Below are 26338 nucleotides of genomic sequence, written 5' to 3'. Positions count from 1 at the left end.
ATGGGAATCCCCCACTCACCTGCGGATGCATCCGCAGGTGAGTGGGGGGAAACCATGGTGGGCTCACGATTCCCATCAAGTGATGGGAATCGTGAGCCGACGGCCGCGACGCTCAGCTGACCCCGACGATGGGCAGCCGGAGGGCGCCGGGGGCGTCGTCGGGGACCACGGGGCTCTTGGGTGCGATCGGCTCCATGGACCGGAAGCCCTCGCCCACGGCGGGCCGGACGTCGGTCTCGCCACGGTTGGGCCAGTAGGCCATGGCCCGCTCGGCCTGGGCCGTGATGGTCAGCGACGGGTTGACGCCCAGGTTCGCGCTGATCGCGGAGCCGTCGACCACGTGCAGGCCCTCGTACCCGTACAGGCGGTGGTAAGGGTCGATGACGCCCGTCTCGGGCGAGTCGCCGATGCAGGCGCCGCCCATGAAGTGCGCCGTGAGCGGCACGTTGAACGGCTCGCCGATGGTGCCGCCGGGGGTGCCCCCCATGTGCTCGGCCATGCGCTGCACCGCCACGTGCCCGGGCTCGATGAACGCCGGGTTGGGCGCACCGTGGCCCTGGCGCGACGTGAGCACCTTGCGGCCGAGCAGGTTGCGCTTCGTGTACGTGGTGATCGAGTTGTCGTGCGTCTGCATGACGAGCGCGATGATGGTGCGCTCGGACCAGTGCCGCAGGTCGTACAGCTTGAACAGGTTGCGCTTCTGGTTCCACATCTCCTTGAGCCAGGTCTTCCAGCGCTTCGTCGGCAGGCTGCCGTCGGTGAGGACGGTCTGCAGCAGCGACATCGCGTTGGAGCCGCGGCCGTAGCGGCACGGCTCGATGTGGGTGTACTCGTCGGGGTGGAACGAGGAGGTGATCGCCACGCCCTCGGAGTAGTCGATGTCCTTGCCGTCGGAGATCGAGCCCAGGAGCGCCTCGGAGTTGGTGCGCGTGAGCAGGCCCAGGCGATCGGAGACCTTCGGCAGCACGCCGCGGTCCTTCATGCGGTGCAGCAGCTTCTGGGTGCCCATCGAGCTGGCGGCGAAGATCACCTGCTCGGCGGTGATGACCTTGTGCTTGCGGAAGCGCTTGTTGGTGCCACGGGTCTCGACGGCGTAGCCCCCGCCGGGCAGCGGCGTGACCGACACGACGGTCGTCAGGGCCTGGATCTCGGCGCCGTTCTGCTCGGCCAGGTGCAGGTAGTTCTTGACGAGCGTGTTCTTGGCGTTGTGCCGGCACCCCGTCATGCACTCACCGCAGTTGATGCAGGCGTTGCGGTCGGGTCCGGCGCCGCCGAAGTACGGGTCGGCGACCTTCGCGCCGGGCTCGTCGCCGAACAGCACGCCGACGGGCGTGTGGTGGAACGTGCCCTCCACGCCCATGTCGGCCGCGACCTTCTTGACGATCCGGTCGGCCGGGGTCTCGAAGGGGTAGGTGGCCACGCCGAGCATCCGCTTGGCCTGGTCGTAGTACGGCGCCAGCTCGGCCTTCCAGTCGGCGATGTGGCCCCAGGCGGGGTCCTTGTAGAACGGGTCGAGCGGCTCGTAGAGCGTGTTGGCGTACACGAGCGACCCGCCGCCCACGCCGGCACCGGAGAGGATGAGGACGTCCTTGAGCTTGTCGATGCGCTGGATGCCGTAGCAGCCCAGCTGCGGCATCCAGAGGAACTTGCGCAGCCGCCAGGACGTCTTGGCGAAGTCCTCGTCGCGGAAGCGCTTGCCGGCCTCGAGCACCGCGACCTTGTAGCCCTTCTCGGTCAGGCGGAGCGCGGACACGCTGCCGCCGAAGCCTGAGCCGATGACGATGACGTCGTGGTCGAATGCCATGGGATACCTCTCGTCGTGCTGCGGGGTCGTGCTGGGTGGGGTCGTGCGGGAGCGAGACGCTGCGGTGTCGTGCTGGGGGGGTCGTGCTGGGGGTCAGGCGCGCCGGGTGCGTCGCAGCACCTTGAGGCCGAGCGTGAGGGCCCGAGCGTAGGTCTTGGCGGGGACGAACGCAGGGCCGGCCATCGGGACGGCGCGCTGGACGGCCACCGACTGCGGCTCGGTGTAGCGCAGGATGCCCTCGGCGCCCTGGCGGCGGCCCACGCCCGAGCTGCGCATGCCGCCCATGGGGGCGTCGATGCTGCCGAACGTGGCGGCGAAGCCCTCGTTGATGTTGACCGTGCCGGCCTTGATGCGCGGCGCGACGAGGCGCGCCTGGCGGACCGGGCCGAAGATGCTCGCGTTCAGGCCGTACTCGCCGGCGTTGGCGAGCGCGATCGCGTCCTCGACGGTGCGGTAGCGGTACAGCGAGACGAGCGGGCCGAACGTCTCCTCGGCGAAGCAGGCGGCCGCCTCGGTGACGCCCTCGAGGACGGTGGGCTCGTAGAAGTAGGGGCCGAGGTCGGGCCGGGCCCGCCCACCGGCGAGGACGGTCGCGCCGTTGGCGACGGCGTCGTCGACGTGCTTGGTGACGGTCTCGACCTGGCTCTGGGAGATGAGCGAGCCCATGTCGGCGTCCCAGTCGAAGCTGGCGCCGAGGCTGAGCGCGCGCACGCGCCGCACGAACGCGTCACGGAAGGAGTCGTAGAGCGCCTCGGGCACGTAGATGCGCTCGATGGACACGCACAGCTGGCCCGCCGAGGAGAAGGCGGCGTTGACGGCGCCGGCCGCGGCGCGCTCGACGTCGGCACCGGGAAGCACGATCATCGGGTTCTTGCCGCCGAGCTCGAGCGAGCAGCTGACCAGCCGCTCGGCGGCCTGCTTGGCCACGAGGGTGCCGGTGGCGGTGGAGCCCGTGAAGCAGATGTAGTCGGCGCGCTCGATGATCGCGGTCCCGACGACGGAGCCGGCCCCGCTGACGACCTGCCAGACGTCGGTGGGGATGCCAGCGCGGCGCAGCAGCTCCACGCCGGCGAGCGCGATCAGCGGGCTCTGGCTGTCGGGCTTGTGCACCACGGCGTTGCCGGCGGCGACGGCGGGCAGACCGTCGGCGATGGCCATGGTCAGGGGGTAGTTCCAAGGGCTGATGACGCCCACGACCCCCTTCGGCACCTGGTTCACGTGCACGCTCGTGAGCCCGGGGAGGGCGCCGTTGCGCCGACGCGTGCGCAGCTGGCTGCGCAGGCGCCGGGCGTAGAACCGGGCGGTGAGCGCCAGGTGGGCCACCTCGTCGAAGGCGTGCGCACGCGCCTTGCCGGACTCCAGCTGGATGAGGTCGAGCAGCTCGTCCTGGTGGGCGAGCACCAGGTCGTGCAGGCGCAGCAGCGCGGCCGACCGGGCCTCGAGCGGCGTGCGGGCCCAGCGCTCCTGGGCGATGCGGGCGGCGTCGAACGCGGCCTCGACGTCGTCGATCGAGGAGACGGGGATCTCCGCGACGGCCTCGCCCGTGAGCGGCGTGCGGGTGGTGCGGGTCTCGCCGCTCGTGCTGCGGATGAGGGCGGTGAGGCTCGTGACGCGGGAGGCGGGGACGACGCTGGCGGCGGACATGCTGCTCAGGATACCGCCGGTATGTGGAACGCGACAGGGCTTGTGTCACATCGGGGACGTCACACGTCAGCCGAGCAGGCCCTCGCCCCAGAACCCCTTCGCCCCGAGTCCGGGCGGGCACGCGAACAACCCGGAGCTGCGGTGCACGATGTACTCGTTGAGCGCGTCGTTGGTGCTGCCCGCGAGGGTGCGCTGGATGCGCACGAACTGCTCGGGCGAGCGCTGGAAGCTGATGAAGAACAGCCCCGCCGCCAGCTGGCCCAGACCGTCGGTCCCGTTCACGAAGTTGTAGCCGCGGCGCAGGATCTTGGCGCCGCCGTTGGAGTCGGGGTGCGCCATCCGCACGTGCGAGAGGGTGGGGATGGCCGGCTCGCCGTCGGCGCCCTTGGCGGCCAGGTCGATCGCGGCGTGCTCGTCGCCGCCCGACAGCGGTCCGCCCGACCCCTTGGCCCGGCCGATGATCGCCTCCTGACCGGCCAGCGGCTCGCGGTCCCACGTCTCGATGCGCATGTCGATGCGTCGGGCCACCAGGTAGGACCCGCCCACCAGCCAGTCCGGTCCGTCGGACTCCTGCACCCACACGACGTCGTCGACGTCGCGGTCCTCGGACTTGACGTTGGCCGTCCCGTCCTTGAACCCGAAGAGGTTGCGCGGCGTCACCTGGGCGGCCGAGGTGGACGACGTGCGTCCGAAGCCCAGCTGGCTGTAGCGGACCGACGCCCGCCCGAAGGCGATGCGCACGAGGTTGCGGACCGCGTGCACGGCCACCTGCGGGTCGTTGGCACACGCCTGGATGGCGATGTCGCCACCGGTGAGCGCCGGGTCGAGCCGGTCGCCGGAGAAGGCCGGCAGATCGACGAGCTCGGCGGGCCGTCGACCGTCTAGGCCGAACCGGGCCTTCCCGTCGCGCTCGAAGAGGCTGGGGCCGAAGCCGATCGTGAGGGTCAGGCCCGACGCGGGCAGACCCAACGCCTCCCCGGTGTCCTCCGGCGGGGCGAGCGGGGTCCCGGCGACCGCGCCGTACACCCCGACCTCGTTGCCCTGCGTGAGGCGGCGCGCGGCCTGCGTCCACTCCTTCAGCAGCGACACCAGCTCGTCACGGCTCTCGGTGGTCACGTCGAGCACCACGAAGTGCAGACGGTCCTGGGCCGGGGTGAGGATCCCCGCCTGGTGCCGGCCCTCGAACGCGACCGGGACCGCGTCGGGGTCGGGCGCGACCGGCTCGTCGCGGGTGGCGGCCACCGCGTAGCCACCTGCGGCTCCCGCGGCGAGCGCGCCGACCCCGGCCGCCCCCAGCAGGGAACGACGGGAGACACCGCTGCGCTCGGTCACGATCGCCATCCTGCCGTGCTCGAGCCCGTGGGGCAGGTGGTCACGCCGAGGCGGCCACGACGGCCGCGACCTTGCTGATCGGCTCGCTCAGGGCCGCGACGGCGTCGGAGAGCTTCTTGACCTGCGCCTTCGTGAGCGTGTCGTAGCCGACCCACTCGCCGGTGTCGGCGTCCTGGTGCTGGTCGAGCTCGGTGTCGAGCGCCTCGAAGCGCTGGTCGATGAGCGTCACCAGCTCGGGGTCGGCCTTCTCCAGCACGGGGCGCAGGGCCGCGATGGCCGCCTGGGACCCTTCGATGTTGGCCTTGAAGTCCCACAGGTCGGTGTGGCTGAACTCGTCCTCCTCGCCGGTGATCTTGCCGGTGGCGACCTCGTCGAGCAGACCCTTCGAGCCCTGGGCCAGCTGCAGCGCGGTCAGCGGCTGCTCCTTGCTGAGCTCGACGACCTTCTTCACGTTGGCGAGCAGCTCGTCGGCGTAGGGGTCCATGCCCTTCGTGTCGCCCTCGACCCACAGCTGCTTCTCGATGCGGTGCCACCCGGTGAAGTCGCGACCCTCGGCCTTCGCGTCGGGCTCACGACCGTCGGTGATCGGGTCGAGGTCGCCGAAGATCTCGGCGACGGGCTCGATGCGCTCCCAGTAGGTGCGGGCCCGCGGGAACAGCGCCTTGGCCTCGTCGACCTCGCCGGCCTTGACGGCGTCGACGAACTCGGTGGTCTTGTCGATGAGGGCGCCGGTCTGGCTCTCGACGTAGCGCTCGTAGCTCGCGGCGGCGGCCTTGAGCTCCTCGGAGTCCGACAGGTCCTTCGCCGGCGCGCCCGTCACGGACAGCGTCTGGCGGATGCCGTCACCGACCATGCCCGGCTTGCAGGCGCCCTCGTACGAGCCCTTCGGCAGGTCGACGACCAGGTCCCGCGACAGGCCGGGGCCGACGTTCTCGACCTCGCCCATGATGCGGTCGCCCTCGGCGTAGACGTAGAACTCGGTGACCTTGGAGCCCTTGTTGGTCACCTGGAACGTGGTCGGGCCGGCGTCGAGCTTCGTGGCGGACACCTCGCACGAGGAGTCCGAGGCGGCGACGGCGACGCTGCCGTCACCCGCGGCCGGCTTCTCGGCGCACGCGCCGAGCAGGGAGAGGGAGACGGCCACCAGGCCGGTGGCGGCGAGACTGCGGTGCATGGGGATCCTTCGGGAACGGGCGTCCAGGTGAGGACAGCCTCACCATGGTAGTCCCGCTCCGGTTCCCCCACGCAACGATCCGGAGTGTGACGTGCGCCGGCCGCTCACCCGCCCCCTCGACCCGCCCCCTATCGGTGGATCCTCAACCGCAGGGCTGCCGCTGCGGTTGAGGATCCACCGATGGGGGGCAGGGGGCGGGGCACGCGGCCGACGGATCTTCACACGATCTCCAGGTCGCTCCCCCACCCCGGGACGCGCACCGAACCTAGGGTCGGGTCCATGACCACCGAAGCCCGTCGCACCATCCTCGTCGTCGAGGACGAGCCGCTCATCAACCAGATGGTGACCGACCGCCTGCGCGCCGAGGGCCACGACGTGGTCCAGGCGCACGACGGGCCGGGGGCCGTGGTCGCGTTCGAGGAGCACGACCCCGACCTGGTCGTGCTGGACCTCATGCTCCCCGGGTTCGACGGGCTGGAGGTGTGCCGACGCGTGCAGGCCCTGCGTCCGGTCCCCGTGCTGATGCTCACCGCACGCGACGACGAGACCGACGTGCTCGTGGGCCTCGGCGTCGGCGCCGACGACTACGTGACCAAGCCGTTCCGCCAGCGTGAGCTGGTGGCCCGCGTCCACGCCCTCCTGCGCCGTGTCGACCGGGCCGCCGAGCTGGCCGCGCAGGCAGCGCCGACGCGCACCGTCGGCTCGCTCGCCGTCGACGGCGCCACCCGTCGGGTGAGGGTCGACGGTGCCGACGTGCACCTCACGCCGCTGGAGTTCGACCTCCTCACGGCACTCGCCGCCGAGCCCGGGTCGGTGCGCAGCCGCGAGGAGCTGATGCAGGAGGTGTGGGGCTGGTCCGACGCCTCGGGCACCCGCACCCTCGACAGCCACGTGAAGGCCCTGCGCGCGAAGATCGGCGCCGACCGGGTGCGCACGGTGCACGGCGTCGGGTACGCCCTGGAGGAACGATGAGCCCCCGACCTCCCAGCACAAGACCGACCAGCACTGGACCGACGGGCGCTCGACCGACGGGCGGCGCGCGTCCGCTCGACGCGGTCGGCTCGATCAAGGCCAAGCTGGGCCTGCTCGTCGGCGCGAGCACGGTGGTCGCCGCACTCCTCGCCCAGATCGGCGACCGGGCCGGCCTGCCCGTCTGGGTCTCCCTGCCGGTCACGGTGGGGGCCGCGCTGCTCGTGACGCAGTGGCTCGCCCGCGGCATGACCTCGCCGCTTCGCACCATGACCGACGCCACCGCGCGCATGTCGGCGGGCGACTACGGCGTCCGTGTCGGCGTGACGTCCGACGACGAGGTCGGCCGGCTCGCCCGCGCGTTCGACGCCATGGCCGCCGCGCTGGAGTCGACCGACCGCGAGCGCCGCCAGCTGGTCGCGACCGTGGCGCACGAGCTGCGCACCCCGCTCACCGCGCAGCGGGCGCTGCTGGAGAACCTGGCCGACGGCGTCGTCCAGCCCGACGACGCGGCGCTCGGCGCCGCGCTGCACCAGGCGGAGCGCCTGAGCGACCTGGTAGCCGACCTGCTCGACCTGTCGCGGATCGACGCGGGTGTGGCGCCGCTGCGCCTCGAGGACGTCGACGTCGAGTCGCTCGTGCGGTCCGTCGTCGACGAGAGCCCCGACCGGGGGCGCGACACGTCCGTGACCGTGGAGGTGTCGCCACCCGATCTCGCCGTCCGCGCCGATCCCGGTCGACTCGCCCAAGTGGTGGCGAACCTGGTCGACAACGCCGTCCGGCACAGCCCGACCGGGCGCTCGGTCCGGGTGAGCGCCTCGGCCGAGGACGGCCGGTGGCACCTCGACGTCCGCGACGAGGGCCCGGGCATCCCGTCCGACCTCGAGAACCGCGTCTTCGAGCGGTTCGGCACCGGCCCCGACGCAGGGGGTGGCACCGGCCTCGGGCTCGCGATCACCCGCTGGGTCTGCGAGCTGCACGGCGGCACCGTCGACGTCGTGCCCTCCACCGCGGGAGCGCACCTGCGCGCCACCCTGCCGCGCGACCCCCGTCCCACGCCCCGTCCGACCGCCGCCCAGGCATCGACCCTCCCGACGATCGACCCGAGGAGCACCCCCATGACCACGAGCACCCCTCCCCAGCGCCCAGGCACGACCGCACCGGCGCCGGACGTCGCGGCACCACCCTCCACCGGGCGAGCCGACGACCTGCTGGCCCGCCTGTGGCCCGAGCGCGCGCTGCCCCCGCAGGTGCCGCTGCTCCTCGCCTCGGCCGGCGTGGGCGTGCTCGGCTCCCTGCTGATCGTCGACCAGCCGATCGGCGTCGGCTCCCTGCTGCTCGCCCTCGCCGTCGCTGCCGTCGTGCTGACGGCGGCACGCGGTCGCTCCCGCGGTTCCGCCGACCCGTTCACGGTCGTGGGCGTGGCACTCGGGGTCGCCCTCGCCTCGATGACGGTGCTGCGCGCGAGTGAGTGGGTCGGGCTCCTCGGGGTGGTCGTGGCCGGCACCACGGTGGCCGTGGCCGTCACCCGAGCCCGGTCGGTCGTCGCGATCCCCGGTGCCGTCGTCGCATGGATCGCGTCCGCCGCCCGCGGGCTGCCGCTCCTCGGTCGGACCCTCTCGGCCACGAGCCGCTCACGCCTGCTGTGGCCGGTGCTGCGCACGACGGCCCTGGCCGCGGGCGGCCTGGTGCTCTTCGGCGGGCTCTTCGCCTCGGGCGACGCCGTCTTCGGCACCTGGGCGTCGAGCATCGTGCCCGACCTCGCCTGGGACTCGGTCGTGGCTCGCGGGTTCGTCTGCTTCTTCGTCGCCGGCGTCACCCTGGCCGGCTGCTACCTGGCCCTCAACCCACCGCCCCTGCTCGCCGAGGACCTCCCCACCGGACGACCGGTGCGGCACCGGTGGGAGTGGCTCGTGCCGCTCGGCACCGTCGTCGCCCTGTTCGTCGCCTTCCTCGTGGCGCAGTCCGCGGCGATGTGGGGTGGCCGCGACTACCTGCAGCGCACCACCGGCCTGACCTACGCCGAGTACGTGCACCAGGGCTTCGGCCAGCTGACGACGGTGACGTTCCTGACCCTCGTCGTCATCGGGGTCGCCGCCCGCAAGGCCCCGCGCACCGACGAGCGGGACAGGCTCGTGCTGCGACTGGTTCTGGGGCTGCTGTGCGTGCTGACGCTCGCGGTCGTCGTGTCCGCCCTCTACCGGATGGATCTGTACCAGGAGGCCTACGGCTACACCGTGCTCCGCCTCGCCGTCGTGGGCTTCGAGCTGTGGCTCGGGCTGCTCGTGGCACTCACCCTGGTCGCGGTCGGCCGGCTCACCGGGACCTGGCTGCCGCGGGCCGCGCTGCTGTCCGGCGCCGGCGTCCTGCTGGTCCTCGGCCTGATGAATCCCGCCGGCTGGGTGGCCACCCACAACGTGGAGCGGTTCGCCGAGACCGGGACCCTCGACGTCGACTACCTGCGCTCGCTCGGCGACGACGCCGTGCCGTCGATCGTGGCGGGCCTGCCCGAGCGGACGGCCGCGTGCGTCCTGGACGATCCGTACGGCCCGACGGAGACCGACGACGGCGGTGCCTGGTCCTGGAACCTGGGCCGGGAGCGCGCCGACCGGGCACGGGCCGAGGTGGCCGCGGTCCCGTCCGACAGGTCGTGCCTCACCATCGCGCGTGAGTGAGGTCAGCGCGTGAGGACGACCATCCAGCCGATCATCGCGGCACACCCTGCGACACCGACGACAAGGCCGACGAGAGGCCAGTGCCACGTGCGTCTGCGCCGGATCGCCCCGCGGACGATGAGCAGCGCCGAGCCGAGGACGGCGGTCGCCAGCACCAGCCAGAGGACGGCGATGCCCAGGAAGAACAGCAGTCCTCCCCCGTCGCCGCACAGCAGTGCGCCGTCGTCGGAGGAGGTTCCGCAGCCGTCGGCCGCCATGACCAGCAGCAGCGCCATGACGCCGGCGACGGCGGACAGGGCGGAGAGCCCGAGCCACAGGACGGTCGAGACCACGACGTCGGCGGCGCGCACGGGGCCGAGGTCGGCCGGAAGCGACGGCAGCCGGCTGGCGGTGCTGTCCGGCGCCGACCCGTCGATCACGCGACGACGACCTCGACCCGCTGGAACTCCTTGAGCTCGGTGTAGCCCGTGGTGGCCATCGCGCGGCGGAGGGCCCCGATGAGGTTCATCGTGCCGTCGGGCACCGACGACGGGCCGAAGAGCACCGACTCGAGCGAGCCGACGGTGCCGATCTCGACGCGCTTGCCGCGCGGCAGCTCGGCGTGCCACGCCTCGGCACCCCAGTGGAAGCCGCGGCCCGGGGCCTCGGTGGCACGGGCGAACGGGGAGCCGATCATGACGGCGTCGGCCCCGCACGCGACGGCCTTGGCGATGTCGCCGCTGCGGCCGATCGAGCCGTCGGCGATGACGTGCACGTAGCGGCCGCCCGACTCGTCGAGGTAGTCGCGGCGGGCCGCGGCGACGTCGGCGACGGCCGAGGCCATGGGCACCGCGACGCCGAGCACCGACCGCGTGGTGTGCGCGGCTCCGCCGCCGAAGCCGACGAGGACGCCCGCCGCGCCGGTGCGCATGAGGTGCAGGGCGGCCTGGTAGGTGGCGCAGCCGCCGACGATCACGGGGACGTCGAGCTCGTAGATGAACTCCTTGAGGTTGAGCGGCTCCGTCTGGCTCGAGACGTGCTCGGCCGAGACGGTGGTGCCGCGGATGACGAAGAGGTCGACCCCGGCCTCCACGACCACGTCGGAGAACTGCTTGGTGCGCTGCGGCGAGAGCGCGGCGGCCACCGTGACGCCGGCGTCGCGGATCTCGCGGAGGCGGTCCTTGATCAGCTCGGCCTTGATCGGCTCGCCGTAGATCTCCTGCAGCCGTGCGGTCGCGGCGACGGCGTCGAGGGACGCGATCTCGGCGAGCAGGGGGGTGGGGTCCTCGTAGCGGGTCCACAGACCCTCGAGGTCGAGCACGCCGAGCCCACCGTGGCGACCGAGCGCGATCACGGTCTCAGGGCTCATCACCGAGTCCATCGGTGCGGCGATGACCGGGAGCTCGAAGCGGTAGGCGTCGATCTGCCAGGCCGTCGAGACCTCCTCGGGGTCGCGGGTGCGCCGGCTGGGCACGATCGCGATGTCGTCGAAGGAGTAGGCGCGGCGGCCGCGCTTGGCGGCGCCGATGTCGAGCTCAGGCATGCGTCCCACCCTAGTGGCGACGGACGTCACGTCTCGCCGGGCGTCGTCGCGCGTCCCACCCAGGGTCCTCGTCCTCAGAGGTAGGTAGCGCGCGGAATCGGCGGGGCGGAGGTAGGTAGCGCGCGGAAACGGGCCTCGTATCCACGTGCCACCTACCTGCGACGCGCGAAATCCGCGGGTCACCTACCTCTGACGGCGATTCCGCGGGCTACCTACCTCTGACGGCCGCGCGCCTCGCGCTCGGCGAGCGCCTTGAGGTTGAGCAGCTGGCGGCGCGCCATCGGGAGGTCGCCGAGCGACAGCAGGTCGACGAAAGGCCGACGGCCCCGGGAGACGAGCTTGAGCAGCAGCCGGGTGCGCCCCCGCTCCACGGGCTCGACGCGGTAGCTCATGACGGCGGGGCCGATCCGGGCCGTGAGCTCACGGCCCGGCTCCACCGCGAGCACACGCCCGACCTGGCGTCCCATCGCCGTCATGAACACCTCGCCGACGACGGGGTCGGGCAGGTCGGCGCGCACCCGCGGCGAGCGTCGGCCGAGGTTGTCGACCCAGTCGTAGGAGTACGGGGCCAGCCTCAGCTGGCGCACCCACGCCCACACCACGTCGGCCGGCGCGTCGACGGTGACGCCCCGCCACGCCTGCATCGGCGCGTCGGGCAGCACGTCGTCGCAGCCGTACTCCAGCGCGACCTCGGCGTCGGTGACGCCCCAGCGGTCGCCCAGGACTCGAGGGCGCACCACGGCGGGGCCGTCAGCGTCCGGCGTAGTTGGGGGCCTCGACGGTCATCTGGATGTCGTGCGGGTGGCTCTCCTTGAGCCCCGCCGACGTGATGCGCACGAAGCGACCGCGCTCCTGCAGCTCGGGGATGGTGCGCGAGCCGACGTAGAACATCGACTGGTGCAGACCACCGACGAGCTGGTGGGCGACGGCACCGAGCGGACCGCGGTAGGCCACCTGGCCCTCGATGCCCTCGGGGACGATCTTGTCGTCGCTGACCACGTCGGCCTGGAAGTAGCGGTCCTTGGAGTAGGACTTCTTGCCGCGCGAGGCCATGGCGCCGATGGAGCCCATGCCGCGGTACGTCTTGTACTGCTTGCCGTTCATGAAGATCAGGTCCCCGGGGCTCTCCTCGCAGCCGGCGAGCAGCGAGCCGACCATGACCGAGTCGGCACCCGCGACGAGCGCCTTGGCGATGTCGCCGGAGTACTGCAGCCCGCCGTCGGCGATGACCGGCACGCCCGCCGGCCTGGCGGCGAGCGAAGCCTCGTAGACGGCCGAGATCTGTGGGACGCCCACACCGGCGACCACGCGGGTGGTGCAGATGGAGCCGGGCCCGACGCCGACCTTCACGGCGTCGACGCCGGCGTCGACGAGAGCCTGGCTGCCGGCGCGGGTGGCGATGTTGCCGCCGATGACCTGGATGCCGTCGAAGGCGCGGTCGGCCTTGATGCGGCGCACCATGTCGAGCAGCAGGCGGGCGTGGCCGTGGGCGGTGTCGACCACGAGCACGTCGACCCCGGCCTCGCGCAGGGCGTTGGCGCGGTCCCAGGAGTCGCCGAAGAAGCCGACCGCGGCACCGACGAGCAGACGGCCCTCGTCGTCCTTGCTGGCGAGCGGGTACTGCTCGGACTTCACGAAGTCCTTGACGGTGATCAGACCGGCGAGCCGGTCGTCGGCGTCGATGATCGGGAGCCGCTCGCGCTTGTGCTGGCGCAGCAGCGACGAGGCGTCCTCACGACTGATGCCGACCGGCCCGGTGACGAGCGGCATGGGCGTCATGACGTCGCCGACGATCGTGGTGGACCACTCCGCGACGGGCGTAAAGCGCAGGTCGCGGTTGGTGATGATGCCGAGGAGCCGGTTGTCGGGGTCGACGACGGGCAGGCCCGAGACGCGGTACTCGCCGCAGATCTCGTCGAGCTCTTCGAGCGTGGCCTTCGGGCCGATCGTGACGGGGTTCGGGATCATGCCCGTCTGGGTGCGCTTGACCAGGTCGACCTGGTAGCTCTGGTCCTCGATGGAGAGGTTGCGGTGCAGGATGCCGATGCCGCCCTCGCGCGCCATGGCGATGGCCATGCGCGACTCGGTGACGGTGTCCATCGCGCTCGACAGCAGCGGGATCCGCAGCGTCAGGTCGCGCGTGAGCCGTGCGGTGGTGTCGACGTCACTCGGGACGACGTCGGTCTCGCCGGGAAGCAGCAGGACGTCGTCGTACGTGAGGCCGAGGCTGGCGAACTTGTCGGGGATGCCCTGCTCCATGCAGCCATGGTACGGCCGCCGACCCCGGGACCCCAGGGGCCCGGACGTGACGTGCCCCGCTACAGCCCCGGCCTCCCCTCGGCCCAGTAGGGCTGCGTCTTCACGGCCTTGCGGTCCAGACCCACGACGTCGCGCAGGAGGGTGCGCTGACGCTGGATGGCCGGACCGTTGCCGGCGAGGTAGGCCACCGGGTCGGGCAGCACGCGCAGCGCCTCGACGTTCGCGCGGATCCAGGCGTCCAGGACCGCACCCGGCGTCTCCACCGCCGGGAGCACCGTGGCCTCAGGCACGAGCGCCCGGGTCGCGTCCACGTCGGGCTCGGGCACCTCGAGCACGGTGACCAGGTCGCGTCCGTCGCGGCCCGCACGCTCGGCCATGCACAGCGCGAGACTGATCACGGTCGCGTCGCCGAGCAGCACGACGGGTCGTCCGTCACCGGGCGCCGTCTGCCGCCCACGGCCCGGCACCCCCGCCGGGTCCCAGGTGAAGGCCCGCGCGGACGACCACCGGCAGACCTTCACCGCGTCACCCTCGGCCCACCCCTCGACCAGGTCGTGGCCGGGCGTCGGCCCGGGATGGTCGTGGCGCTGCACGATGATCGTCAGGGCGTCGCCCTCGATCAGTGCCGGCGTGTAGTGCCTGAACTCGTTGCGGGACACGCGGAACGCAGTCACGTCGCACGGCTCGATCGTGGCGGACGCGAAGTCGGGACAGCGCAGGACGAGACGGCGCAGGCCCGGCGAGATCACCTCGTTCGAGCCGACGGTGGCCTCGTGGGCCTGGGCCTCGACGTAGTTCGCGAGCAGGGTGGGCGTCTTCGACACGGTGTGCTCCAGGTCGGCCGGATCGGGCGACGACGGCCCCGACCCCTGGGTCGGGGCCGTCGCTGCCCGAGGTGTCAGGACGTGAACGTCTCGAGACCGTCGGCGAAGCGGTCGAAGACGTCGGCGTAGGCCTGCGCCGACGGCGGCGCCACGGACGTCCACGGGATGTAGGCGTCGTCCTCGGCGGCCGTGGTCTTGCCCCAGACCGGCTCCTTCTTCAGCGCGGCCAGGCCGGCGCTGCCGATGCGGTCGTCCCAGTAGGCGACGTCGGCGTCGTAGGTGTCGGCCTTCTCCCAGCTGAGCGACTCGAAGTAGCCACCCTCGTCGGGGTTCTTCGGCGTCACGATGTCGAGGCCGATCTCGTCGCGGTAGTACTTGAGGTCGGGGCTGACCTCGGGGTTGGAGACGTAGAACAGGTCGGGCGAGTACGAGACCGCGAGGATCGACGGCTTCGCGCCCTGCGCGACCTTCTCGAGCCGCGCCTGCGCGGTCTCGAAGGCCTCACGGTCCTCGGCGAAGTCGGCCTCGTCGGCACCGAGCGCCGTGGCGGCCTTCTCGGTGGAGTCGATGATCTGCGGGAGCGTCTTGCCATCGAAGCTGATGACGAGCGTCTGGAACTGCGCGTCGAGCTTCTTCTTGACGTCGGCGTTGACGTACCAGAGGTCGGGCTCGAGGTAGCTGCTGGTGACGACCAGGTCCGGCTCGAGACCGGCCAGCTTCTCGAGGTCGATGTCGCCGTACTCGCCGCCACCGGTGACGTCCTCGACGGCGTCGGCGTCGAGTCCGGCGGCCTGGGAGTCGAGCTCGCCGTCGGCGTTCTTCACCGGTCCGAAGACGCCGACGATCTTGTCGCCGAGGCCGAGGTCGGTGAGCGCGGCTGCGACCGACGACTGCACGACGAGGCGCTCGGGCGCGGCGTCGAGCTCGAGCTTCGTGCCGAGGTCGTCGGTGTAGGTCCAGGCCTGGTCGGAGCCGGAGTCGTCGTCGGACGAGCCGCAGGCGGCGAGCGGGAGCGCGAGGGCCAGGGCGGCGGCAGCCACCGTGCGGCGGAGCAGGGGGGAACGTCGTGTCATGCAGGGCAGCCTAACTTAAGGTTGCCTTACCTGAGCAAGAGGTCAGATCACCCGGTCGGCGTGAGGTGCACCACGCCCGCCGCAGGGTCGGCGGCGACCACCCGGACCTGGCGCCGCTCGCCCTCGCGCAGCCGGGCCGACCCCGCGCCGGCGTCGGTCGCGACCAGCACGGCGGGCTCGAGCAGCATGACGTCCGCGTCCTGCCCGTCCACGTCGACCACCAGCGCCTCGAGCTCCTGACCGACGAACGGGGCGAGCATCGACGCCTCCACCCGGTCCAGAACGCCGCGGGTGGCACGGGACGCGAGGGCGTCGGAGGCCCGCATCGCATCGGGGACCGACGGCAGCGCCTCGCGCAGCGCCGTCGGGACCTCGCCCCCGCTCGACACCGCCAGGCAGACCTCGCTCGCGAACCGGTCGGCGAGCCGCCTCAGCGGTGCGGTGACCTGGGCGTACGGCGCCCCGACGCCCGCGTGCCCCGGGGTCGCGGGCGGCTCTCCGTCGAAGGCGGCGAACGAGGCTCCGCGCAGCAGACGAGTGGCGTCGGTCATGACCGCCAGGTGGGTGACGTCGTCGGCGTCGAGGCCGTCGAGCAGCGCTGCCGGGTCATCACCCGCGTCCACGCCGAGGGCGCGGGCGCGGGCGAGGAACCGCTGCACGTCGCGCGGGTCGGGGTCGGGCAGGGTGCGCAGCAGCCCCACCCGCGCCTCGAGCATGATCGACGCCGCCACGGTGCCGGTGAGCAGCGAGATCTCCGCGTTCCAGTCGTCGGCCTCGCGTCGGACACGCCACACCGCGCGCCACCCGCCCGAGGTCGCCTCGTCGGGCACGACCTCCTGGTCGGGCAGGCCCAGCTCGAGCGCACCCGCGGCCACGCGGACCGCGCGCCGCAGCCGGCCGACGTCGCGCAGCGCCTCGATGCTCGGATGCAGACGTCCGGCGTCGGCGTCGGCCTGGACGGTCGCGTAGTCGAGGCGGGCGACCGACCGCACCAGGGCGCGCTCGACGCGGTGGGCGACGACGGCACCGTCGACGTCGAGGTCGATCGTCCACAGCACGGCGCCCCGCACCTGGTCGGGCAGCAGGCTCAGCGCGCCTTCCGAGAGCACCGGCGGATGCAGCGGCACGCGACCGTCGGGCAGGTAGATGGTCTGCCCGCGTCCGCGGGCCTCCGTGTCGATCGCGCCGCCCAGCGGGACCACGCCGAGGTCGGCGATGGCGTAGTGCACCCGGAACCCGCCGTCGCGACGCTCGAGGTGGACCGCCTGGTCGAGGTCCATGGCCCCCGGCGGGTCGATGGTGACGAAGGGCAGGCCGGTGCGATCGGTCGTCGCGAGCGGGCCGCGGGCCGCGACCTCCTCGGCCTCGGCGAGCACGTCGTCGGGGAAGTCGTCGGAACGCTCGGCGGCTGGCAGGTCGAGCTCTCGGCGCAGCGTCTCGAACACGTGCGCGACGCTACCAGCGCACCGCACCGACCCGGTTGCGCCGACCTCGGTGGGAGGCAAGGTGGAGACATGGACACGCACATCACCGCCACCCGCACCATCGATGCACCGGCCGGCGAGGTCTTCGCGATCCTGTCCGACCCCCAACGGCACCACGAGATCGACGGCTCCGACATGGTGCGCAGCGACGACCGCTCGGACCGCATCACCGCGGCGGGGCAGTCGTTCCGGATGAACATGCACCACCCGAGGGCCGGGGACTACCAGACCGACAACCACGTGACCGGCTTCGAGCAGGGCTCCCTGCTGGTGTGGCAGACCGGAGCGGTCGACTCCGACCCGGCCGGCTGGGAGTGGGTGTGGCGGCTGACCCCTCTCGGGCGCGACTCGACCGAGGTCAGCGTCACCTACGACTGGTCGAAGGTCACCGACCCGGCCGTCCTGAAGCGGCTGCACTTCCCCGTCGTGCCGCACGAGGCACTCGAGTCGACCCTGGCCAACCTGGCAGCCGCGGTCGCCTGAGTCGGCTCGCCGCACTCACCGTCCGGCGGCGAGCAGGTCCTCGACGGTGGTCAGCTTGACCCGCGGCCGTCCGCTCGCGAGGCCCGCGTCGATCTCGCGGCGCTCGATGGCCCGCACCCCCGCACCGCGGACGAGCTGCGGCTGACGCCGCTGCACCAGCCGGGACAGTGCCCGCTCCGACCGCGACGGGGAGCGAAGTCGGCCGTCGGCCGCATCGCCCAGCAGCGTCGTGACGGTCTCGCCCGCGCACACCCGGTTGGCGCCGATGCCACCGGTCGACCCGCGCTTGGCCCAGCCGACGACGTAGGCGCCGGGAACGGGCTCGCCGGTCGCCGGGTCGACGACCCGGCCGTCGTGGTTCGGGATCAGGCCTCGCTCCTCGTCGAACGGCAGCCCGGGGACCATGCGACCGCGCCGGCCGATCGAGCTGACCAGCAGCTGCGTGGGCGCCTCGGCCTCGCCGTCGGGGCCCGCCACGATCACCGACGCCAACACCCCGTCCCCGTGCGCGGCCGTGACCCGGCGGCCGAAGGCCAGCACGAGCCGCTTGCCCGCGCCGGCACCCCCACCGGGCTCGGACGTCCAGTCGCTCCGCACGCGCGGGAACCCAGCCAGCAGCGCGGCGTTGGTCCCCGGCTCCGGGGCGGCCAGGGCCGTCGCGACCGCCTCGTCGTCCTCGACGCAGAGCTCGATGCCGTCGGGCAGCGTCAGCAGCTCGGGCCGGGTGAAGGCGGCGTGCTCGGGACCGCGACGCCCCAGCAGCACGACCTCGCGCACGTCGGCCCGACGCAGCGCCTCCAGGGCGTGGTCGGCGATCTCCGTGCCGGCCAGTCGACCGGGATCGCTGAGCAGCAGGCGCGCGACGTCGAGCGCGACGTTGCCGTTGCCCACGACGAACACCCTCGCCCCCTGCACGCCGACGGCGTCGCCCGGGACGTCGGGGTCGCCGTTGTACCAGGAGACGACCTCGGTGGATCCGTGCACGCCCTCGAGGTCCTCCCCCACGATGCCGAGCCGTCGGTCCTCGGGGGCGCCGATGCCGTAGACCACCGCGTCGTGGTGCTCGAGCAGCTCCTCGTGCGAGAGGTGCCGACCGACCTCCACGTTCATGAACAGGCGCGCGCGGGGGTGGTCGTAGGTCCAGCCGAAGGTGTCCTGCACCCGCTTGGTCTCCGGGTGGTCCGGCGCCACCCCGCCGCGCAGCAGACCGCCCGGCACCGGGAGCCGGTCGAAGAACGACACGTGCGCGTCGGACGCCGCGAGCAGCTCACGTGCGGTGTAGGTCGCGGCCGGGCCGGTCCCGACCACGGCGACCCGCAGGCCCGTGGGCCCGCCCGGCCGCACGCGGGCGTGGGTCTGCTGCTTGGCGACCTCGCGCTCGGGCCGCTGCTCGTAGTAGGCGGCGTTCAGCTCGGCGAACACGGCCTCGCCGCCGCGCAGGATCTCGATCGGCTTGATCGCCGACGCGGGGCAGGCGTCGGCGCAGGCGCCGCAGTCGATGCACGAGCGCGGGTCGACGTAGAGGATGTCGGTCGTGCCGAAGTCGGGCTCTCCCGGCGTCGGGTGGATGCAGTCGACCGGGCACACCTCCACGCAGGAGGCGTCGGAGCAGCAGCTCTGGGTGATGGCGAAGGGCATGGCGGCCTCAGAGCATGTGCACGCGGCGGTACAGCCGCTTGGCCGTCGGCGTCAGCAGCCCGGCCTCGGCCAGGAAGTCCATCAGGTGCACGCACGACAGACGCATGAGCGCGTGGTGGTGCTCGTTGTTCTTGGCCGCCTCGACGGCCTCCTTCACGTCGAGCCCGGCCTCGGCGTACACCTCGGGGCGGACGAGGCTCTTGACGATGAAGTAGCCGACGCTCGCGATCTGCAGGGCGCTGGCGCGGCGGCGGGCCTCGGAGATGCCCTTCATGGCCTCGAGGGTCTCGTGGCGCGCGAACTTCATGTGCCGCGACTCCTCGACCACGTGGATCTTGCAGATCGTCTTGACCTGGGGCGAGACGGAGGCGCCGCGCATCCAGTCACGCTGCATGACGTCGAGGACCTCCTCGGCCACCAGGATCGACGTGTAGGCGACCTCGCCGCGCGCCGTCAGCTTGAGCAGCTTGGCGGCCTTGTGCAGCAGCGGGTGGGGCAGGTAGGAACGACCGGCGATGTGCTGGGCGCCCTTGGCGAACATGATCGAGTGGCGGCACTCGTCGGCGATCTCGGTGAGCGCGAACTGGAACTCGCTGCTCGCGTAGTCCTTGTCGTAGATGTCGACGAGCAGCATCTGCTGCAGGAGCATCTCGAACCAGATGCCGATGCTCGCGACGCTGGCCGCCTCGTGGCGCGTGAGCGTGGCGCGCTGCTCCGGCGTCATGCGCTCCCACAGGTCGGTGCCGAAGAGCGTGCACCACTCGGGGTTCACGCCGTCGTGCAGCGGGTCGAGCGGCGCGTCCCAGTCGACCTCCTTCTCGGGGTCGTAGGACAGCTGGGCCGACGACGACAGGAGCCGCTCGAGCACGCCGTCACGCTCGACCTCCGCACGGAACGCGGCGGCGTCGGGGGTGGTGGGGCGGGTCTCGGTGATCGTCATGGCAGTCTCCTCGGCTACTCGACAACGGTGATGTGACATCGGGAATGTCGCATCCATACCCACGGTATGGCGAGTTGGTCGCGAGCGCAAGAGACGACCGTCACGCGGCCCCTCGACGGGACGTCGGAGCGCGGATGCACCCGTGCGGTCGGGACGCGGACGTCCCGAACCCCGCGGGGCAGGGTGGGAGATTCCCAGGTCGACCTGGGAAACCTGCAGAAGCACAGGTTGCTACCCGTGCAGTCGTAGGGAAAGCCGTGCAGTCCGGAAGATTCCCAGGTCGACCTGGGAATCTGCGGCACGGGTCAGGGGCGGTCGGCGAGCCAGGACTCGGCCAGGCGGGCGGGTGCGCGCGCGAGCCAGGCGTCCTCGACCGCGGTCTCCAGCCGGGCGGGGTCAACCATGTCGAGCTCGACCAGGAAGCCGGGGTGGTTCGCCAGGTGCTCGATGGTGAAGAAGCCCGGCACCCCCTCGCCGAGGATCGCGTCGCGGTCGGCGAGGTCCTCGGTGCGCAGACCGACGATCTCGCCCTGCGGCACCGGGTCGTCGCCGAACCGCCTCAGGTCGGCCTTGCTGAACGGTCGCACCCAGCAGAACATCGCCTTCTCGACGAACCAGGCGCGGTTCCCCCAGCTGGTGCGCTCGGCGACCTCCGGCAGCGCCAGGCACAGACGCTCGACGTCCTCGACGGTGGCCATGGGATCACGGTGCGGGTTGGCCGGCGGCGCGTCAAGCACGGGCGGGAACGACGACGGCGCCCACCCCCCGAAGGGGCGGGCGCCGTCGACAGCGCGTCGGTGCGACGACTCAGTGGTTGTGCCCGGCGTGGGCGTCACCCTCGTCGTCGGCCGGCTTCTCGGCCACCAGGGTCTCGGTGGTGAGCAGCATGGCGGTGATGGACGCGGCGTTGGCCAGCGCGGAGCGCGTGACCTTGACCGGGTCGAGGATGCCCTGCGCGAGGAGGTCCCCGTAGGTGTCGGTGGCGGCGTTGTAGCCCTCACCGGACTCGCGGACCTTCGACACGACGACCTCGCCGGAGACGCCGCCGTTGCGGGCGATCCACTCCAGCGGGGCGTCGGCACCCTTGCGCACGATGCGCACGCCGACGGCCTCGTCGCCGCTGAGCCCGAGGTCGCCCTCGAGCACCGAGACGGCGTGGACGAGGGCGGAGCCGCCACCGGCGACGATGCCCTCCTCGATGGCCGCGCGGGTCGCCGAGACGGCGTCCTCGATGCGGTGCTTCTTCTCCTTGAGCTCGACCTCGGTGGCCGCGCCGACCTGGATCACGCACACGCCGCCGGCCAGCTTCGCGAGACGCTCCTGGAGCTTCTCGCGGTCCCAGTCGGAGTCGGTGAGCTCGATCTCGGCCTTGATCTGGTTGACCCGGCCCTCGACCTCGGCGGTCTCGCCGCCACCGTCGATGATCGTCGTGTCGTCCTTGGTGACGACGACGCGACGGGCGGTGCCGAGCACCTCGAGGCCGACCTGGTCGAGCTTGAGGCCGACGTCGGGCGTGACGACCGTGGCGCCGGTGAGCGTCGCGATGTCCTGCAGCATGGCCTTGCGGCGGTCACCGAAGGCGGGCGCCTTGACGGCGACCGAGGTGAACGTGCCGCGGATCTTGTTGACGACCAGCGTGCTGAGCGCCTCGCCCTCGACGTCCTCGGCGATGATGAACAGGCTCTTGCCCGCGCCGATGACCTTCTCCAGGAGCGGGAGCAGCTCGGCGACCGAGCTGATCTTGCCCTGGTTGACGAGCACGTAGGGGTCGTCGAGGACGGACTCCATGCGCTCGGTGTCGGTGACCATGTACGGCGAGAGGTAGCCCTTGTCGAACTGCATGCCCTCGGTGAAGTCGAGCTGCGTGCCGAGCGTGTTGGACTCCTCGACGGTGATGACGCCGTCCTTGCCGACCTTGTCGAACGCCTCGGCAATGAGCTCGCCGATGTGCGCGTCGCGCGAGGAGACGGTGGCGACGTCGGTCATGTCCTTGATGTCGTCGACGTCGCGGGCGATCTCGTGCAGCTTCTCGCTGACGGCCTTGACCGCGGCCTCGATGCCCTTCTTCAGGCCGACCGGGTTGGCGCCGGCGGCCACGGCGCGCAGGCCCTCGTGGACCATCGCCTGGGCGAGCACGGTGGCCGTGGTGGTGCCGTCACCGGCGACGTCGTTCGTCTTGGTGGCGACCTCCTTGGCCAGCTGGGCTCCGAGGTTCTCGAACGGGTCGTCGAGCTCGACCTCACGGGCGACGGTGACACCGTCGTTCGTGATCGTGGGGGCGCCCCACTTCTTGTCGAGCACGACGTAGCGGCCCTTGGGGCCGAGGGTGACCTTGACAGTGTTCGCGAGGGCGTCGACGCCCCGCTCGAGGGCGCGGCGTGCGTCCTCGTCGAACTCGAGGATCTTGGGCATGTGATGCCTTCCTACGCATGGATCAGATGGGGTGCCCGGCGAGTGCCGGACAGAGTGCGCCGGGAGACCCGGCGGGTGACGTCAGGCGGTTCTGACGTGCGTGGCGCCCGACTGGCAAGGCGCCGTCGCGACGGCGACCTTGGAGCGGAGCGGTCGCCGAGCGACGAGCAACGCCGCCAGCCGGGATGCCACGTGCGTCAGAACGCGTCAGGAGACGACGGCGAGGACATCGCGGGCGGAGAGGATGAGGAACTCCTCGCCCGAGTACTTGACCTCGGTTCCGCCGTACTTGCTGAAGATGACCTTGTCGCCGACGTTGACGTCGAGCGGGACGCGGTTGCCGGAGTCGTCGATGCGACCGGGGCCCACGGCCACGACCTCACCCTCCTGCGGCTTCTCCTGGGCGGTGTCCGGGATGACGAGTCCGGATGCGGTGGTCTGCTCGGCCTCGACGGCCTTGATGACGAGACGATCCTCGAGCGGCTTGATGGTGACCGACACTGGTCGACCTCCCCTTCAACGTTGGTGGAATGACGGATGGAACGTGATGGGTGTGCACGCCGTCGCGGGGGTCGTGCACGGTTGGCAGTCTCGGTACCCGAGTGCCAGTTCCGAATCTAGCACTCACCCCTACTGAGTGCTAAAGGGTGTTCGCCGTCGGCGGACGCACGATCGTCCGCCGACCTGCGAGGAGGGAGCGCCGTTCGTGGCGGCTGGTTGGATGGGCGCGTGGACCTGGCGACGTTCGAGCGGCTGCAGACCGACGAGGGACGGGCGCTGGTGGCCGAGGTGCACCAGCGGGCCGGGGTCGAGTCCGACCTCGCCCTGGGCACGCGGCTGCGCCGCGCCCACGACGTCGAGCTGGTGGCGGCGGCCGTCACGCAGAACCACCTGCGCGGGCTCGCGCGCACCAAGCTGGGCGACGACGCGGCGCGGATGTTCTTCACCCACGAGGCGCTGCAGCAGGCCACCCGTGGCTCGGTGGCCCGGCTGCGTGCCGAACGCCTCGCCGGCACGGGTGCCACGGCGGCACTCGACCTGGGCTGCGGCATCGGCTCGGACCTGCTCGCGCTCGCCCGCGCCGGCCTGCGGGTCCGGGGCGTGGAGCGCGACCCGGTGCGTGCCGCCATCGCCCGCGCCAACCTGGCCGCCCTCGACCTCGACGGCGAGGTGCTCTGCGCCGACGCCGCCGACGTTGACCCGACGGACGACGAGGTGGTGTTCCTCGACCCGGCCCGCCGCGACGACCGTGGCCGGGTGTTCGACCCCGAGGCGATGAGCCCGCCGTGGTCGGTCGTGGCGACACACCTGGCCGGTCGCGCGGTCGTGAAGACCCTCCCGGGCATCCCGCACGCGCTGGTCCCCACCGGCGTGGAGGCGCAGTGGGTCAGCGACGGCGGCGACCTGGTGGAGGCGTGCCTGTGGGGCGCCGGCCTCGACCTGACCGACCGCGCGCCGCGTCGCGCCACGGCCCTGCCCGGCGGTGACGACCTGGCCGGCGACGGCGCACCCGGCGACGTCGGCGAGCTGGGAGGCTGGCTGCACGAGCCGGACGACGCGGTGATCCGTGCCGGTCTCGTCGGAGGCCTGGCGGAGCGGATCGACGGCCAGCTGGTGGACCCGCGCATCGCATGGGTGACCACGGACGTCGACGTGCGCCACCCGCTCGCCCGCTCCTTCCGCGTGGTGCAGGAGCTGCCCTACCGCGAGAAGCAGCTCAAGGCGGCGCTCGTGGCGCTCGACGTCGGCACCCTGACGATCAAGAAGCGCGGCGTCGACGTCGTGCCCGAGCAGCTGGTCCGCCGCCTGCGGCTCAAGGGGTCCGTGCGCGCCACCGTGGTGCTGACCAGGGTGGACGACAAGGCCGTCGCCCTGCTCGTGGACCCGCTCCCCCGCTGAGCCGTCCGGCACCCCGCGCGGGTCCTAGGGTGGAGGCGTGCGGATCGACCTGAACGCCGACGTCGCGGAGTCGGCCGACGACCTGGCCCTGCTCGACGTCGTCACGAGCGCGAACGTGTGCTGCGGCGCCTACGCCGGCGGCGAGGAGCTCATGCTCGACGCGTGCGAGCGCGCGGTCGAGCGTGGCGTCGCGATCGGTGCGCAGGTGGGCTACCCCGACCGCGAGGGCTTCGGCCGACGCCCCCAGGAGCCGGCCACGGACGAGCTGGTCGACGAGCTGCGTGCCCAGATCGACCTGCTCGCCGAGGTGGCCGACGCCGTGGGTGGCCGCGTGGCCTACGTCAAGCCGCACGGCGCGCTGTACAACACCGTCGCGCACGACGAGCGGCAGGCGACGGCCGTGGTCGAGGCCGTGGGACCGTACGGGCTTCCGCTCCTCGGGCTGCCCGGGGCCGTCTCGCTGCGGCTCGCCGCCACCGAGGGACTCCCGACCGTCGCCGAGGGCTTCGCCGATCGCGCGTACACCGCCGCCGGGACCCTCGTCCCGCGTGACCAGCCGGGCGCGGTGCTGGGCGACGTCGACGAGGTCGTGTCCCAGGCGCTGCGCCTCGCCGGCCAGGTCGACTCGCTGTGCGTGCACGGCGACTCCCCCGACGCGCTCGCCCTCGTCCGGGCCGTGCGCGCCGCCCTGGCGGAGGCCGGGCACGAGGTCGGACCGTTCGTGTGAGGGTGCTCGCGTGCGGGGAGGACGCCGTGCTCCTGGACTGCGACGACCTCGACGAGGCGCGCCGCCGCCACGCGGCACTGGTCGACCACCCCGACGTCGTGGAGGCCGTGCTGGGGGCGCGCACCGTGCTCCTGCGCGGTCGACCGTCGACGATGCGAGCGCTGGCCCGCAGCGTCCCTCCGGCGCCCACGGCGTCGACGTCCGGCGCGCGTGAGCACGTGGTCGACGTCGTCTACGACGGGCCCGACCTCGACGCCGTGGCCGAGGCGACTCAGATGAGCGTCGAGGCCGTGGTGGGCGCGCACACCGCAACACCCTGGACCGTCGCCTTCGGCGGGTTCGCCCCCGGCTTCGCCTACCTGGTCGACGGCGACCCGCGGCTCACGGTCCCCCGCAAGGACACGCCCCGGCCACGGGTTCCCGCCGGCGCCGTGGCCCTGGCCGGCGGGTTCAGCGGCGTCTACCCGCGGGAGTCGCCCGGTGGCTGGCAGCTGGTCGGACGCACCGACGTGGTGCTCTTCGACGTCGAGCGCTCCCCTGCGGCACTGCTCGCACCGGGCGACACCGTCCGCTTCCGCGCCGCCGGCCCCGGGGCCTCGCCGTGAGCCTGGTCGTCGTGCACCCCGGGCCCCTGACGCTCGTCCAGGACGACGGGCGACCGGGGCTGGCCGCGCAGGGGGTCGGCGCCGCGGGGGCCTTCGACCGGCGAGCCCTCCACCAGGCCCGGACCCTCGTGGGCGACGCGTCCGGCACCGCCGTCCTGGAGGTGCTCGGAGGCGGCCTCGAGCTGCGGGCCACGTCCGAGCACGTCGTCGCCGTGACGGGGGCGGTCGGGCCGGTGCTGGTCGACGGTGCTCCGGTCGAGCACGGTCGGGCGGTGCGCCTGGGCGCCGGGCGGCACCTCGCGGTCGCCGCGTTCGGCCACGGCCTGCGCGGCTACGTGGCGGTCGCCGGCGGCATCGACGTGCCTTCGACCCTGGGTTCGCGCAGCGCCGACACCCTCAGCCGGCTCGGACCACCGGCACTGACCTCCGGCGACGACATCGCCGTCGGGGAGACGCTCCAGGATCCGCCCGACGTCGCCCCCGTCCCGAGCCTGCTGACCCCCGGCACCACGACCGTCGAGGTGGTGCTCGGTCCGCGCGACGACTGGTTCACGCCCGACGCCCTGGCCGCGTTCCTCGGCACCGGCTGGGTCGTGTCCGAGCGGTCGGACCGCATCGGCGTCTGGCTGGACCACCCCGCTCCCGGTCGCACCGGCCTCGAGCGGGCCGTCGACGGAGAGCTGCCCAGCGAGCCGTGCGTGCGCGGCAGCGTGCAGGTGACGTCGGCCGGGCTCCCGGTCGTGCTCGGGCCCGACCACCCCGTCACCGGCGGCTACCCGGTCATCGGGGTGGTCACCGGCCGCGGCCTCGACCGCCTCGCGCAGGCTCGCCCGGGCGAGACCGTGCGCTTCCGCCGGCACACCCTGCCCTGACC

General features: G+C 72.6%; 23 protein-coding genes. 7 read left to right on the top strand and 16 right to left on the bottom strand.

The window, feature by feature from the left end:
* Positions 1-112: 112 nt before the first annotated feature.
* The 4 genes from NBW76_RS04595 to efeO all read right to left on the bottom strand — a co-directional run bounded on the left by NBW76_RS04595 (position 113) and on the right by efeO (position 5954).
* Complete coding sequence (locus NBW76_RS04595) at positions 113-1804, bottom strand: GMC oxidoreductase (protein ID WP_056556174.1); 1692 nt, start codon at positions 1802-1804, stop codon at positions 113-115.
* A 93-nt stretch (positions 1805-1897) separates the two neighbouring features.
* Positions 1898-3448: a succinic semialdehyde dehydrogenase gene (locus tag NBW76_RS04590; protein WP_055963658.1), complete on the bottom strand. Its 1551-nt coding sequence runs from the start codon at positions 3446-3448 to the stop codon at positions 1898-1900.
* Positions 3449-3514: 66 nt separating this feature from the next.
* Positions 3515-4789 carry an iron uptake transporter deferrochelatase/peroxidase subunit gene (efeB, locus tag NBW76_RS04585; RefSeq protein ID WP_055963655.1) on the bottom strand — a complete coding sequence of 425 codons (1275 nt, stop codon included), beginning with the start codon at positions 4787-4789 and terminating at the stop codon, positions 3515-3517.
* Positions 4790-4820: 31 nt separating this feature from the next.
* Entirely contained in the window at positions 4821-5954 is a 1134-nt protein-coding gene (gene efeO / locus NBW76_RS04580) for an iron uptake system protein EfeO (protein WP_056556177.1), read from the bottom strand.
* Between the two features lie 279 nt (positions 5955-6233).
* Between efeO and NBW76_RS04575 the strand changes: the two genes are divergently transcribed.
* Positions 6234-6926: a response regulator transcription factor gene (locus NBW76_RS04575; protein WP_056556179.1), complete on the top strand. Its 693-nt coding sequence runs from the start codon at positions 6234-6236 to the stop codon at positions 6924-6926.
* A complete protein-coding gene (locus tag NBW76_RS04570) occupies positions 6923-9598 on the top strand; it encodes a DUF4153 domain-containing protein (protein WP_082482034.1) in 2676 nt (891 codons plus the stop codon). Before NBW76_RS04575 ends, NBW76_RS04570 begins: the two co-directional genes overlap by 4 nt.
* Positions 9599-9600: 2 nt before the next feature.
* Here the strand turns inward: NBW76_RS04570 and NBW76_RS04565 are convergent, their stop codons facing one another.
* From NBW76_RS04565 to NBW76_RS04535, 7 genes are all read right to left on the bottom strand, one after another.
* Positions 9601-10017: a hypothetical protein gene (locus NBW76_RS04565; RefSeq protein WP_056556182.1), complete on the bottom strand. Its 417-nt coding sequence runs from the start codon at positions 10015-10017 to the stop codon at positions 9601-9603.
* Positions 10014-11120, bottom strand: a complete 1107-nt coding sequence (locus NBW76_RS04560) for a GuaB3 family IMP dehydrogenase-related protein (RefSeq protein WP_055966179.1) — start codon at positions 11118-11120, stop codon at positions 10014-10016. Before NBW76_RS04560 ends, NBW76_RS04565 begins: the two co-directional genes overlap by 4 nt.
* A gap of 212 nt (positions 11121-11332) precedes the next feature.
* Positions 11333-11860, bottom strand: coding sequence for an SRPBCC family protein (locus NBW76_RS04555; protein ID WP_200932688.1), 528 nt, complete (start codon positions 11858-11860; stop codon positions 11333-11335).
* 10 nt (positions 11861-11870) lie between these two features.
* Positions 11871-13379, bottom strand: coding sequence for an IMP dehydrogenase (guaB, locus tag NBW76_RS04550; RefSeq protein ID WP_056556185.1), 1509 nt, complete (start codon positions 13377-13379; stop codon positions 11871-11873).
* Between the two features lie 59 nt (positions 13380-13438).
* Entirely contained in the window at positions 13439-14203 is a 765-nt protein-coding gene (locus tag NBW76_RS04545) for a siderophore-interacting protein (RefSeq protein ID WP_056556188.1), read from the bottom strand.
* Between the two features lie 74 nt (positions 14204-14277).
* Positions 14278-15276 (bottom strand): ABC transporter substrate-binding protein, encoded by a 999-nt coding sequence (locus NBW76_RS04540; protein WP_082482035.1) that lies wholly within the window; start codon positions 15274-15276, stop codon positions 14278-14280.
* A 47-nt stretch (positions 15277-15323) separates the two neighbouring features.
* Positions 15324-16721 (bottom strand): RNB domain-containing ribonuclease, encoded by a 1398-nt coding sequence (locus NBW76_RS04535; protein WP_156364871.1) that lies wholly within the window; start codon positions 16719-16721, stop codon positions 15324-15326.
* 69 nt (positions 16722-16790) lie between these two features.
* On the opposite strand from NBW76_RS04535, the gene NBW76_RS04530 reads away from it, so the two are divergent.
* Positions 16791-17243: an SRPBCC family protein gene (locus NBW76_RS04530; RefSeq protein ID WP_055963629.1), complete on the top strand. Its 453-nt coding sequence runs from the start codon at positions 16791-16793 to the stop codon at positions 17241-17243.
* A gap of 15 nt (positions 17244-17258) precedes the next feature.
* Here the strand turns inward: NBW76_RS04530 and NBW76_RS04525 are convergent, their stop codons facing one another.
* The 5 genes from NBW76_RS04525 to groES form a co-directional block, all read right to left on the bottom strand.
* Positions 17259-18881: a 4Fe-4S binding protein gene (locus tag NBW76_RS04525; RefSeq protein ID WP_056556196.1), complete on the bottom strand. Its 1623-nt coding sequence runs from the start codon at positions 18879-18881 to the stop codon at positions 17259-17261.
* A 7-nt stretch (positions 18882-18888) separates the two neighbouring features.
* Positions 18889-19821: a diiron oxygenase gene (locus NBW76_RS04520; RefSeq protein ID WP_055963621.1), complete on the bottom strand. Its 933-nt coding sequence runs from the start codon at positions 19819-19821 to the stop codon at positions 18889-18891.
* A gap of 305 nt (positions 19822-20126) precedes the next feature.
* Positions 20127-20519 carry an MmcQ/YjbR family DNA-binding protein gene (locus tag NBW76_RS04515; RefSeq protein WP_055963620.1) on the bottom strand — a complete coding sequence of 131 codons (393 nt, stop codon included), beginning with the start codon at positions 20517-20519 and terminating at the stop codon, positions 20127-20129.
* A 109-nt stretch (positions 20520-20628) separates the two neighbouring features.
* Complete coding sequence (groL, locus tag NBW76_RS04510; protein WP_055963617.1) at positions 20629-22233, bottom strand: chaperonin GroEL; 1605 nt, start codon at positions 22231-22233, stop codon at positions 20629-20631.
* 207 nt (positions 22234-22440) lie between these two features.
* Positions 22441-22734 (bottom strand): co-chaperone GroES, encoded by a 294-nt coding sequence (groES, locus tag NBW76_RS04505; protein ID WP_055963614.1) that lies wholly within the window; start codon positions 22732-22734, stop codon positions 22441-22443.
* Between the two features lie 228 nt (positions 22735-22962).
* Between groES and NBW76_RS04500 the strand changes: the two genes are divergently transcribed.
* From NBW76_RS04500 to NBW76_RS04485, 4 genes are read left to right on the top strand one after another with little or no spacing between them, the layout of a single operon-like run.
* Positions 22963-24132: a methyltransferase domain-containing protein gene (locus tag NBW76_RS04500; protein WP_056556199.1), complete on the top strand. Its 1170-nt coding sequence runs from the start codon at positions 22963-22965 to the stop codon at positions 24130-24132.
* A gap of 37 nt (positions 24133-24169) precedes the next feature.
* Positions 24170-24859 (top strand): LamB/YcsF family protein, encoded by a 690-nt coding sequence (locus NBW76_RS04495; protein WP_056556202.1) that lies wholly within the window; start codon positions 24170-24172, stop codon positions 24857-24859.
* Positions 24856-25464, top strand: a complete 609-nt coding sequence (locus NBW76_RS04490) for an allophanate hydrolase subunit 1 (RefSeq protein WP_056556205.1) — start codon at positions 24856-24858, stop codon at positions 25462-25464. The genes NBW76_RS04495 and NBW76_RS04490 overlap by 4 nt, the downstream gene beginning before the upstream one ends.
* Positions 25461-26336 (top strand): biotin-dependent carboxyltransferase family protein, encoded by an 876-nt coding sequence (locus tag NBW76_RS04485; protein ID WP_056556208.1) that lies wholly within the window; start codon positions 25461-25463, stop codon positions 26334-26336. Before NBW76_RS04490 ends, NBW76_RS04485 begins: the two co-directional genes overlap by 4 nt.
* Positions 26337-26338 lie beyond the last annotated feature (2 nt).

Origin of the sequence: Aeromicrobium sp. Leaf245 (assembly GCF_942548115.1) — a bacterium.
GTDB lineage: Bacteria > Actinomycetota > Actinomycetes > Propionibacteriales > Nocardioidaceae > Aeromicrobium.
Note: the sequence above shows the minus strand (reverse complement) of the source record. Positions and strands in the feature narration are given on the sequence as shown.